We start from the raw sequence: 12,936 nt of genomic DNA, 5'->3' as shown, positions 1-12,936 counted from the left end.
TAATAAAGAAAAAACTATGCGTTAATTTTAGAATTATGAGGTGATAATTTCAATGAATGAAGAAAAGAAAGAAACAAGTAAAAACAAAGCAATAGTTACAAAACCAACTAGTATAGTAACAAAACAACCAATCCAAAATGTTGTTAAAAATAAAATTCCAACAAAAGTGTTTGCTTTAGGTGGATTAGAAGAAGTTGGAAAAAATACATATTGTATCGAGCATGATGAAGAGTTAATTATGCTTGATGCAGGAGTTAAATTTCCAAGTTCAACAATGCTTGGAGTTGATGCTGTTATTCCTAATTATAATTATTTAAAAGAAAACCAACAAAAAATAAAAGCATTATTTATTACACACGGCCATGAAGATCATATTGGTGGAATTCCCTATTTATTACGGGAAGTTAATATTCCAATTATTTGTGCACCACGATTAGCTGCTGCTTTAATTCGTGATCGTCTAAAAGAAGCAAAATTGGAACAAACAACAATTGTTAAAGAAGTTGATAATATGAGTGTTATTAAAACAAAAAACTTTAAAATTAACTTTTTTGCTGTTAACCATAGTATTCCTGATGCCTTTGGAATTTCAGTAGTTACTCCAAATGGAAAAGTTGTTTCAACTGGTGATTATAAATTTGACTGAACACCATTAGGACATCGTGCTGATATTGAACGAATGGCAAATATGGGGCAAGAAGGTGTTATGTTATTAATGGCTGATAGTACCAATGCTGAAGTTGAGGGTTACACTCAAACTGAAACAAAAATTATTAAAAATATTGGTGAATTATTTGTTAAAGCTAAGGGGCGAATTTTAATTTCAACTTTTGCTTCAAATGTTCATCGAATTCAACATATTGTTGAAATTGCAAATAAATATGGACGAAAAATTTTAGTGTTTGGTCGAAGTTTAGATCGCATTATTAAAATTATTCGTCAAATGGGACATTTAAAAATTTCTGATAAGGCATTTATTAAAGCAAATGATGCTAAAAACTATAAAGATAATGAAATATTAATTATTTGTACTGGAAGCCAAGGTGAACCAATGGCAGCATTATCCCGAATTGCAAATAATCAACATCAACATATTTCTATTATTCCTGGTGATACTGTTATTTTTTCATCATCACCAATTCCCGGCAATCAAGCTGATGTTGAACGAGTTATTAATAAACTAGTTCGTGCTGGTGCTATTGTGCAAGAAAATAGTCCTTTAAATCAAATCCATACGTCTGGTCATGCTTCACAAGAAGAACAAAAATTATTATTTACCCTATTGAAGCCAAAATACTTTATGCCAATGCATGGTGACTATCGTATGCTTCGCCAACATGGTGAAACAGCAATTAGTGTCAATGTCCCAAAAGATAATGTCTTTATTTGTGCTAATGGTGATCAAATTGAACTATTAAATGGAACAGCAGCAATTGGTAAAAGAATTGAAGCTGAAGCTGTTTATGTTGATGGAAAAGATTTATCAGGGCAAACAACCGCTGTTGTTCGTGACCGTGAAATTTTATCAAAAGATGGGTTAATTGCTGTTGTTATTTCAATTGATTCGCAAAATAATCAATTACTAACACCACCACGCATTATTTCAAGAGGAAGTTTCTATGTTAAAGAATCTGGAAATATTATTAATGAATCAATTTGTTTAGCAACCGAAGCAGTTAATGAAGTTTTAAAAACCCAAAAACCAACTTTTGGCGCTCTTAAAAATGCTATTAAGCAATCATTATCTCCTTTCATTTACCGTTATAAACGTCGTAATCCATTGATTATTCCAGTAATTTTAAATAAAAAATAAAAGAATATGTAAAAATAGAGTGCACCCATTTTAGTAAGTACTAATAAAAAGTATTTACTTTTTTTTAATTATATCTTTTTCTTTACGATTTGAATATCATGTATTTCATTTTATAACATCTTGTATATATTCTTCATGTGAATTATATATTTTATTATGGATTGTAGCTTTCTTAAGTAATGAATGAAAACTTTCTATAACAATATTATCTGCACAGTGGTAATTTTTTCCCATTGAAATTGTAATACCGTTAGATAAACATTTATCGTGATAAATAGTGGATGTATATTGATATCCGTGATCTGAGTGAATTATTATTCCATTTAGATCTTTTTTTATTAATTTTATTTTATTAATTGCATCATTTAAATTATCCATTACTAATTTATTGTCATTATATTTAGATCACTTTACATCAACTATTTCTTTAGTATATCCATCAATAATTGTTGATTGATAATATCTTTCTCCTTTTCAAATTAAATATGTTACATCAGTATATAGTACTGAAAACCTTGTTTTTATATCATTGAATTTACGATTAATTAAATCAGGATATTGCAATAAGCTTTTTTCTTTATTCTGTTTATATTTCATTTTTCTTCTCATTTTTCTTACATATTCAGATTGTATTTGATTATCACGCATAATTCTTAAAACTTTTTTTGAATTATATTTTATACCATAATCTTCCTTTAAATATTTAGTAATTCTTCGATAACCAAATTGTTTTAAATTTTCTTCATAGACTTTTACAATATCATTTATTGCTTTTTTATCTTTTTTGCTACTGTCATAATTTTTATATTTATCTCAATAACTACGTTTTAACCCTGTTACTTCTAGTAATAATTTTATTGAATATTCACAAAAATTTTGTTTAATAAAAGAGACAATTCTTAGTTTGCTTAATTGTAAAAGTCATGGAGCTTTTTTAATAATTCATACCTTGTTTTATAATATTCTAAATTTCTTTTGCCAAAAGAAATTTTAGGTCCTTTAGGATTGTTTAATTTTCCTTTTTTATGATTTGCTCATCAAGATTCTACTGTATTTGCATTTATATTATATTGTTTTGCTACTATTCAACAACTTTTTTGTTTAATTTCCTCAATGATTTTTGTTCTAAATTCTGATGTATATTTGTTATATTTTTGTCCTTTTTTTGCCATATAAAAATGCACCCCCTATAAAAATTTAGCAAAATCTTTTTTTATTTTACTTACTTTTTGGGGTGCACTCTAATGTTAAAAGATTTATTAGAACTTGATTCTTTAAAAAGAAAAAATGGTAAACCCAATATATCTAAAATAGCAAAAATATTGCATAAAAATCGCAATACAATTAGACAAGAAATAAAAAGGTTAAAAGATAATGAATATGACGCTAAATTAGCACACGAAGATTATTTACAAAAACGACAAAAATGTTTTAAAAAATCATCATTATTGCTAAATATTTTAGAATGACTAGATGAAAAATATAACAAATTTCATGATTCACCAGAACAAATCTGAAAAAAATATGAAAAAGAGTTTGGTATTAAATTTCCGGTATGTTTTAAAACTTTATATAAATATATTCATTTGGGATTTTTAAATTTCAAGAAAGATAATTTGTATTTTCATGGTAGAAAATATAAAACAAAAAATCGAATTGATAACCGTGGAAAAATAAGAAATTTTAGAACTATTGAAGAAGCAAAACATGATAAAAATGAATTTGGTTGATTTCAAATGGATACTATGGTTGGTAAAAATAATAGTGTTTGTTTAGTTTTAATCGAAGAATTAACCCAATTTAAAATTATTGAACCATTAAAAGAAAAAACAACAAAAGAAGTTACAAACGCATTAAAACGAATTTTTTCTAACAGATTTTTTAAAAATAGATGCAAAGGAATAATAACAGATCAAAGCAAAGAATTTGCTGATTGAGAAAAAATTGAAAAAATAACAAATGCTAAAGTATATTTTTGTGATGCTGGTACTCCAACTCAAAAACCCAAAGTTGAAAGAGCAATTCGTGATTTTAGACATTGATTTTCCAAAGGAATTGATTTAAGTATTTATTCAAGAAATTATTATCAAGAAGTTGCTAATATAATAAACTCTAAACTTAAAAAATCTTTACATTGACTATCTTCAAAAGAAGTTTTTATACAAATGTTTAATTTTTAATATAATTACCTATAAAAATTTTAATCATTTTATTTTTCAGTGTGCCAAAATTCATAAATTTAAAACAAAAATACTAAATTTTTTTAAAATAAATTATATTGAACATTTATTTTATTGGTGTTATAATAAAATTAAGTAGGGTGCTACACTTCATAGTACAATTTACAGATTTAATTAATAAAATCGAACCTTGAATGAAAAAAGTGATTGAATTATTTTATAAAAATAATATTTAACTTTTTTTAAAACAAAAGTTTTTTTGTAATCTTACTAATCTTTATGTTATAATTTCTTGGATACTAGTAAATTAATTTTTTTCTTTTTAATAATATCCAATTTAATAAAGAAAAAACTATGCGTTAATTTTAGAATTATGAGGTGATAATTTCAATGAATGAAGAAAAGAAAGAAACAAGTAAAAACAAAGCAATAGTTACAAAACCAACTAGTATAGTAACAAAACAACCAATCCAAAATGTTGTTAAAAATAAAATTCCAACAAAAGTGTTTGCTTTAGGTGGATTAGAAGAAGTTGGAAAAAATACATATTGTATCGAGCATGATGAAGAGTTAATTATGCTTGATGCAGGAGTTAAATTTCCAAGTTCAACAATGCTTGGAGTTGATGCTGTTATTCCTAATTATAATTATTTAAAAGAAAACCAACAAAAAATAAAAGCATTATTTATTACACACGGCCATGAAGATCATATTGGTGGAATTCCCTATTTATTACGGGAAGTTAATATTCCAATTATTTGTGCACCACGATTAGCTGCTGCTTTAATTCGTGATCGTCTAAAAGAAGCAAAATTGGAACAAACAACAATTGTTAAAGAAGTTGATAATATGAGTGTTATTAAAACAAAAAACTTTAAAATTAACTTTTTTGCTGTTAACCATAGTATTCCTGATGCCTTTGGAATTTCAGTAGTTACTCCAAATGGAAAAGTTGTTTCAACTGGTGATTATAAATTTGACTGAACACCATTAGGACATCGTGCTGATATTGAACGAATGGCAAATATGGGGCAAGAAGGTGTTATGTTATTAATGGCTGATAGTACCAATGCTGAAGTTGAGGGTTACACTCAAACTGAAACAAAAATTATTAAAAATATTGGTGAATTATTTGTTAAAGCTAAGGGGCGAATTTTAATTTCAACTTTTGCTTCAAATGTTCATCGAATTCAACATATTGTTGAAATTGCAAATAAATATGGACGAAAAATTTTAGTGTTTGGTCGAAGTTTAGATCGCATTATTAAAATTATTCGTCAAATGGGACATTTAAAAATTTCTGATAAGGCATTTATTAAAGCAAATGATGCTAAAAACTATAAAGATAATGAAATATTAATTATTTGTACTGGAAGCCAAGGTGAACCAATGGCAGCATTATCCCGAATTGCAAATAATCAACATCAACATATTTCTATTATTCCTGGTGATACTGTTATTTTTTCATCATCACCAATTCCCGGCAATCAAGCTGATGTTGAACGAGTTATTAATAAACTAGTTCGTGCTGGTGCTATTGTGCAAGAAAATAGTCCTTTAAATCAAATCCATACGTCTGGTCATGCTTCACAAGAAGAACAAAAATTATTATTTACCCTATTGAAGCCAAAATACTTTATGCCAATGCATGGTGACTATCGTATGCTTCGCCAACATGGTGAAACAGCAATTAGTGTCAATGTCCCAAAAGATAATGTCTTTATTTGTGCTAATGGTGATCAAATTGAACTATTAAATGGAACAGCAGCAATTGGTAAAAGAATTGAAGCTGAAGCTGTTTATGTTGATGGAAAAGATTTATCAGGGCAAACAACCGCTGTTGTTCGTGACCGTGAAATTTTATCAAAAGATGGGTTAATTGCTGTTGTTATTTCAATTGATTCGCAAAATAATCAATTACTAACACCACCACGCATTATTTCAAGAGGAAGTTTCTATGTTAAAGAATCTGGAAATATTATTAATGAATCAATTTGTTTAGCAACCGAAGCAGTTAATGAAGTTTTAAAAACCCAAAAACCAACTTTTGGCGCTCTTAAAAATGCTATTAAGCAATCATTATCTCCTTTCATTTACCGTTATAAACGTCGTAATCCATTGATTATTCCAGTAATTTTAAATAAAAAATAAAAGAATATGTAAAAATAGAGTGCACCCATTTTAGTAAATACTTTTTATTAGTACTTACTAAAATGGGTGCACTCTAAAACTGTATTAATGTATAAAAGAACTCTCACAAGTTCTTTTTTTATTATCTATATTTTACATAAAAAAAGACTTTTGCAAGTCTATATTTTTGTAATTTTTTAAAACAGGTTAAGAGTAGGAAAATTCTGCCTTTCTAGATTTCCAATATTATCTTATCATCATTAAATTTAATGTCAATAATTTACTTTTATTTTTTTTATTGTATTATGTAAATATTTTAAGAAAGGGTAGGAAAAAATGAAAAAGTTTAAACATTTAAGTTTTATTGAAAGATGTAATTTAAAAGAAGCGTTAGAATCTGATGTTTTTAAGAAAAAAATGGCACTCTTAATATATCAAAAATAGCAAGATATATGGGTCGTAGTAAAAGTACTATTAAATATCACTTAAAACATTATAAACATATTAAACGATATCATCCTATGCAAGAACATAAACGATATTTAGAAAATCGTAAAAATTGTAAAAAGAAAACTACTTTAACTTTTAAACAATTATTATAATTAGATGAAAAATTTAATAAATTTCATTATACACCTAAACAAATATGTAAATTATATGAAATTGAATTTATTGATAAATTCCCTATGTGTTTTAAAACACTTTATAAATATATTTATTTAGGTTTATTTGGTTTAAATAAACGTAATTTGTATTTTCATAGTAAAAAAAAGATACATAAAGGGAAAAAATATAAACGTGGTAATTTAAGCAATAATTTTAAAACTATTAAACAAACAAAACATGAAAAAGGTACTTTTGGTTGATTTCAAATGGATACTATTGTTGATAAAGAAAAGAAATCAGCATGTTTAACATTAACAGAAGAATTAACTAAATTTACCTTTTTTAAAAAATTAAAAGAAAAAAATTCAACAGAAGTATTAGAAACTTTAAAACAAATTTTTAAAAATAAACTTTTAAAAAAACATTTAAAGGGAATTATAACTGATCAAGGAAAAGAATTTTGAAATTGAAAAGATATTGAAAAACATCTTAAAACAAATGTATATTTTTGTGATAAAGGTAGTCCTACACAAAAACCAATTGTAGAAAGAATGAATAGAGATATAAGGCGAGAATTACCAAAAAGTACTGATTTTAGAATTATTAAACAAAATAAAATAGATTGAGTAATTAGTACAATTAATAATAAGATAAGACCTTGTTTAAATTGAGAAACACCAACACAGTTATTTAATAAATATATTAAATAAATTTATTAAATAAAAAAACTTAATAAATTATTTTTTAGTGTGCCCAAATATACTAATTTTAAATAAATTAAAAAAATAATTTAAAAATACTTGCAAACTTATTTTTAAGTGCTATTATTTTAATTAATAAGAGTAGGAAATAACTAATTGCATTTACACTATACAAAATAATAAAGAAAAAATTGAATTTAATATATTTAATTTAAATTAATTTCAAAATCAATTTTTATCTTTATAAAAAAATAAAAACCTTTTAAAATTAGCAATAACTTTAAAAAGTATTTTTTAGTGTGTTAAAATTCATAAATTTATAAATTATTTTTTCAACTAAAAATTATATTTTTAAAAAAAGTTGAATTTTTTATAAATTTTGTTATCATTCAATTATAAGCGAAACTTAATTTGTTTCTAATTACTTAATTTTATTAAAAACCTAAGAATAATGAATACTACCAAAATTTGGGTTTAAATGATTTAAAATTTTATTTAATTTAATTGGTGTTTGATGAAAAATATTTAATAATTTATTATTATATATTTTACTGCCCCGTATTAAATTAGCATTTAATATCAGGTTTTTACCAACACCTTTTTTATGAAGATTAGTCATTATGTTATATCACTCATTAGTATTAATTTTGCTTATTTTATCAATATTTAATCCATATTTAGACAATCATTTATTAGCATTTATTTCATTTATGCGTGGTATTTTTTGAACTAATGTAGGACTTATTTTTTGAATATTTTTTTCAATTTTTAATAAATTATTAATTGTTTCTAATTTAGAAACTTTAAAACCCTTATAAAAATCATTTCGGGCTAATTTTCCAATTGTATATAATAAAGTTTCATTATTAGCTTGTTTTGTAAAATTAAATATTAATTTATCAGATAAAATCTTTTTACCTCTAACTTGTCTTACAACATCTTCTAAATTATTAGCAGTTATTACACCTAATTTTTCAAGTAGTTTAGTTTCTTTCGCTAATTTTAAAATTTTAGTTGTTCGAGCAGCACGCGTTAATTTTCCAATACCACCAATTGCTGGTAGCAAATTTAAGGCAGTACTTTTTACTGTCACTTCTGATGTTAATTTATCGTATATTTGATTTACAACAAAATCGGTTGCTGTTTCTACTCCAAACGAGATAAATGCTGCGGCAAAATTAGATAATCCCGCACCAAGTCCAACAGCCGAAGCAATACCACCAGTTAAAACTGATAAACCAAGGGCTAAAACTTGAATTCCTAAAAATTCTAATAACTGTAAACCAAATTTTTTTCTTGTTGTTGGATTGACAATCTAGTTGGATTTTTTTAACAGCATAAATAAGGGCTGTTTTAGATGTTCCAATTGGCATATATATCAAACGAAAAAGTACTATTTTTTAGTACTATTAAGAATTTTTAATTTTAACATCAATCGGATTTGTTTGACCAGTAGCGTTGTTTTTACCTTCAATTTGGACTTCAACAGTTTTATCATTTGTAATATTAATTGGTCAGTCTTCACCTTTACTTTCAATAAAGCAATCAAAATCACTTTCAGTTAAAGAACTATTTACTGCTTTTACTGCTTTTAAAACAACATCTTTAAATTGTGATTTTAACTGTTCGGCTGTTGCTTTTGTTAAGTCTGTAACATGAATATTTGGTTTATCTATTTTATTAATTTTACTAATATCAATTTTTGAAACAATATGTTTAATAATTCCCTTAGGTTCAACTACTGCCCCACCTAAATATAAAACTCTTTCCATAATCAAAGTATTACCTATTCCAGTACCCAATGCAGCTGCACCAACTCTTAATGGAGTATGGTCTTTTTTGCGTAAGATAAGAGGGTCATATTTTTTACTAAATTTAAAGGCAATTGCATTAACACCATCTGGTAATAGAGTAATTGTTCCTTCTGAACCATCTTTATTAATAATTGGTAATTTTTTAGGAACCATATAATATGTTGTTCCTTCAACAGTTTTCATTGCTCCGCTTGTTTCAATTACATTGTTTATTTGATCATTTGCTCCAAGTTGTAACTATAATTTATTACGAATTCCACGAATAAAATCAGCCGAACCCAAGACAACTGTTTCTGATGGGGTAAATCCATTTTCATATATTTTATCCATAATTTCATCGTGAATTTGTAAAGCATTAGTATCATCTGCTTTTTGGCCTTGAATGGTTGTAACTACTCCTTTATTAATAATTTCTAAAATTTTATTACGTTTATAAGCAACCTCAGTATCCATTGCTTGTTCAATATCAGCAGCCCAAAGATTAGGGTTAAAATCACTTTCTACAGGGTCTAATTTACGAGCAAAAGTTAAAATTGTATCTAATTCAACAATTCCATCATCAAATTCTACTTCTGAATAATTTAATAATTTATCATCAGTATTAAATACTTTCCCATCTTTACCAGAACCTTCATTATATTTAATATTTTTCTTTCTTTTATATGCTAAACTAAATTTACTTGCATCTTTTCATGCAAATAATGCTTCTCAACTAAATTTTTGTTGATAAGTTTGTAAATATCATTGTTCAAATGTTTCTCGATCTCGTTTTGTTGCTTGATTAGCAATATCTCCGAAAATTCTTTGTGGGTTTTGTGCCATAATTTACTTTCTTCTTTCTATTTATTAAATACATTGTCTGTATCTAAAATATTGTTTTTTTTGTTTTCTACTTTTGGTACGCCACCAGTATTAACTGTTTGTACCTTAATTAATTCATCATAAACACTTTGCAATTGTGTTTTAATGATTTCAATATCATCAGTAATATCATAAGACTTTAATAAAACATTTTTAAATTCTTCATTATCAGTTAAAGAATTAATAAAGTCAATTACTTCAATTTGTTTTAATTGAATTGTTTGTTGTTCAATTTGTGAAGTTAATTCAGTATTTTTTGTTTGTAGTTCGTTGATTTGCTGATTATTATTTTCTAAATTACTTGCATTAAATTCTTCAACTTCAGCAGTATTTTCTAAAATAATTTCAGCAGTTTTAATATCTAAACTACCATCTTCATTTTTAATAGGTTCACTATTTTCATTAATAAGAACATATTTTACATTTTTTAATGCCTTTGTTTTTCCTCCTATTTTTTAATATTTGTATTTGTTCTTTTTTTAATCGCTTTTTGTATAATTTCAAAACTGTCTACTCTAAAAGACAAAAAATAGCGTTTAGTTTTTATATTTAACTGATTAAATACTGAGCCTTTAATTTTTATCTCATCATCTTTTTTTAATTTCAAAAACTCAGTTAAAATAGATGGGTTATATATTGATAATGTTGAGTAATTTAATCCTTCTCACTGACATTTAGCCGAACAAGCATCAACTTCAACACCAGCAGCAACCAGTGCCTTAATCTTAGTTTTAATCGGATTTTCATGTAATCTAACAGTTAATTCTAACTTATTAACTTTTTTATTTTTTATTTTAGGTTTATTAGTTATTGATTTTTTAGGTAAATTACTTTTTGTTTGTGCCATTTTTATCAACTCCTTTTGCTAAAAAATACTGTAAATGTTTTCAAGCATCGTGTTCGTGCTCTGACATTTTAATATTTCCTTTATAAATATAATTTTTCTTAATGATTGGTGATTGTAAAATATATTTTAAATTAAATAGGTATTTGCATAAAACTTTTAAACCACCAATAAATTTAGGAGTAGATAATGGATTTTTTATTTTTAAACCCTTATGAAGTTGTATAGTGTAAATGCAATTAGTTATTTTTTACTCTTATTAATTAAAATAATAGCACTTAAAAATAAGTTTGCAAGTATTTTTAAATTATTTTTTTAATTTATTTAAAATTAGTATATTTGGGCACACTAAAAAATAATTTATTAAGTTTTTTTATTTAATAAATTTATTTAATATATTTATTAAATAACTGTGTTGGTGTTTCTTAATTTAAACAAGGTCTTATCTTATCATTAATTGTATTAATTATTCAATCTATTTTATCTTGTTTAATAATTCTAAAATCAGTACTTTTTGGTAATTCTTGCCTTATATCTCTATTCATTCTTTCTACAATTGGTTTTTGTGTAGGACTACCTTTATTACAAAAATATACATTTGTTTTAAGATGTTTTTCAATATCTTTTCAATTTCAAAATTCTTTTCCTTGATCAGTTATAATTCCCTTTAAATGTTTTTTTAAAAGTTTATTTTTAAAAATTTGTTTTAAAGTTTCTAATACTTCTATTATATTCAAGTTTTAACACAGCATTGAGTAAATGTTACAGGTTCATTTATCGGCGGTAGAACATGAATGGGAATTGGAACCGGTATTAGATTATATAATGATTAATAATAATATTGCTATAAATAAATCTTTAAAGAATCTTTTTTAGAAAATCATTCATTGTCTTAGAACATAACTAATTAAATATATATCTGTATAAGTTTGTTTCAAAAAAATAAAAAGCACTAAAGTGCTTTTTTAAAATTAATTATGCTAAAAATTTTGATGCAGTAAGCATTAAAATGGCAACAATGCAATTATAACCAGCATGCGGAATTATGGTATATGTAACATTTCCATTAACAATAAGAAATAGCATTCCTAGTGTTAATGATGCTCCAATATATCCAATAAAATGTTCTCAATCACCGGTTCCAGCGACATGCATGCCAGCAAAGAAAATTGTTGATGCAACAAATCCAAGTCATTTGTTACCACTTAAACTAAAAATTCCGTGTCTAGTTGCTAATTCTTCAACAACTGGAGCAATTAAAATTGTATAGATAAATAAGAAAGCAATATTTCACCATTTATCTAGTCCTTTAATTAAATTATTTTGATTGTTTGAAGTTGTTGCTGTTATTAATGATTGTAAATAAACAAAAAATAAATGAATTGAAAAAACAGCAATAATACTAATTGAGCAAACAACAAAAAGACGTTTGCAATCTTGTTTTAAAGTTAATTTAATTTTTTCAAAAATTAATGGTGATGACCGATAAAGAATAAAAATTGTCACCAATCCCGCAATTATTAATGTTAATAAATTAATTGTTGTTTTAACACTATCAGATGGATGAAACTGGTTTACAATGGTTCCAATTACTAAACCAATAATATTTGGAATAAAATAAAAATAATAAAAGGCAATAGCACCTGACCGCATAATTTCATTTTGTGCACCACTAATAACAAAATATGAACCAATTGCAACAATAATCCAACTAATAAAGTTCATCCCTGCTAAAGCATATTCATTATGTGTAAACATATATGAAATTAGAATACTAATAAAAAAGGGAGCAAAAATAGCTGTTCCTAAAAAAATATAACCCGTATTTTTAAGTTTAACTAAATTAAAATCAAAGGGAGCAGCACGATCAACTAATGTTGGTTTTAACTCATATCATGCTCTTTTAGGATTATAAACATTATCATTATTAGTCATTTTTATTACTCCTTTAAATCCTACTTTTTATTATATAATAAATTAGTTAAAA

Annotated in this window: 11 protein-coding genes and 1 pseudogene; 4 read left to right on the top strand and 8 right to left on the bottom strand. The window is 25.2% G+C overall.

Annotated elements, in window-relative coordinates:
- The first annotated feature begins 52 nt into the window (after positions 1-52).
- The gene (locus AACL22_RS11210) at positions 53-1,813 is read left to right on the top strand and encodes a ribonuclease J (protein ID WP_338992218.1); all 1,761 of its coding nucleotides are present in this window, start codon (positions 53-55) and stop codon (positions 1,811-1,813) included.
- A 54-nt stretch (positions 1,814-1,867) separates the two neighbouring features.
- Here AACL22_RS11210 and AACL22_RS11205 read toward each other — a convergent pair whose 3' ends face one another.
- Both AACL22_RS11205 and AACL22_RS11200 read right to left on the bottom strand, forming a co-directional pair.
- A complete protein-coding gene (locus tag AACL22_RS11205; RefSeq protein WP_338992935.1) occupies positions 1,868-2,581 on the bottom strand; it encodes an IS3 family transposase in 714 nt (237 codons plus the stop codon).
- 140 nt (positions 2,582-2,721) lie between these two features.
- On the bottom strand, positions 2,722-2,985 hold the full coding sequence (locus AACL22_RS11200) for a hypothetical protein (RefSeq protein ID WP_338988671.1): 264 nt from the start codon (positions 2,983-2,985) through the stop codon (positions 2,722-2,724).
- 72 nt (positions 2,986-3,057) lie between these two features.
- On the opposite strand from AACL22_RS11200, the gene AACL22_RS11195 reads away from it, so the two are divergent.
- From AACL22_RS11195 to AACL22_RS11180, 3 genes and pseudogenes are all read left to right on the top strand, one after another.
- Positions 3,058-3,993, top strand: coding sequence for an IS30 family transposase (locus tag AACL22_RS11195; protein WP_338992221.1), 936 nt, complete (start codon positions 3,058-3,060; stop codon positions 3,991-3,993).
- Positions 3,994-4,383: 390 nt separating this feature from the next.
- On the top strand, positions 4,384-6,144 hold the full coding sequence (locus AACL22_RS11190) for a ribonuclease J (protein ID WP_338992218.1): 1,761 nt from the start codon (positions 4,384-4,386) through the stop codon (positions 6,142-6,144).
- Positions 6,145-6,459: 315 nt separating this feature from the next.
- A pseudogene (locus AACL22_RS11180) lies at positions 6,460-7,439 on the top strand (IS30 family transposase).
- Between the two features lie 433 nt (positions 7,440-7,872).
- Here AACL22_RS11180 and AACL22_RS11175 read toward each other — a convergent pair.
- The 6 genes from AACL22_RS11175 to AACL22_RS11150 all read right to left on the bottom strand — a co-directional run bounded on the left by AACL22_RS11175 (position 7,873) and on the right by AACL22_RS11150 (position 12,884).
- Positions 7,873-8,523: a hypothetical protein gene (locus tag AACL22_RS11175; RefSeq protein WP_338992213.1), complete on the bottom strand. Its 651-nt coding sequence runs from the start codon at positions 8,521-8,523 to the stop codon at positions 7,873-7,875.
- A gap of 316 nt (positions 8,524-8,839) precedes the next feature.
- Positions 8,840-9,427, bottom strand: coding sequence for a hypothetical protein (locus AACL22_RS11170; protein WP_338992210.1), 588 nt, complete (start codon positions 9,425-9,427; stop codon positions 8,840-8,842).
- 54 nt (positions 9,428-9,481) lie between these two features.
- A complete protein-coding gene (locus tag AACL22_RS11165) occupies positions 9,482-10,066 on the bottom strand; it encodes a hypothetical protein (RefSeq protein WP_338992207.1) in 585 nt (194 codons plus the stop codon).
- A gap of 487 nt (positions 10,067-10,553) precedes the next feature.
- Entirely contained in the window at positions 10,554-10,952 is a 399-nt protein-coding gene (locus AACL22_RS11160) for a hypothetical protein (RefSeq protein ID WP_338992204.1), read from the bottom strand.
- A gap of 422 nt (positions 10,953-11,374) precedes the next feature.
- Positions 11,375-11,686, bottom strand: coding sequence for an IS30 family transposase (locus AACL22_RS11155; protein WP_338992201.1), 312 nt, complete (start codon positions 11,684-11,686; stop codon positions 11,375-11,377).
- A gap of 238 nt (positions 11,687-11,924) precedes the next feature.
- Positions 11,925-12,884, bottom strand: coding sequence for a CPBP family intramembrane glutamic endopeptidase (locus AACL22_RS11150; protein WP_338992198.1), 960 nt, complete (start codon positions 12,882-12,884; stop codon positions 11,925-11,927).
- Between the last annotated feature and the right edge of the window lie 52 nt (positions 12,885-12,936).

This window comes from Spiroplasma endosymbiont of Seladonia tumulorum, from assembly GCF_964020235.1.
Lineage (GTDB): Bacteria > Bacillota_I > Bacilli_A > Mycoplasmatales > Mycoplasmataceae > Spiroplasma.
The sequence above is the reverse complement of the archived record's forward strand: the minus strand, read 5'-3'. Positions and strand labels throughout refer to the sequence as shown.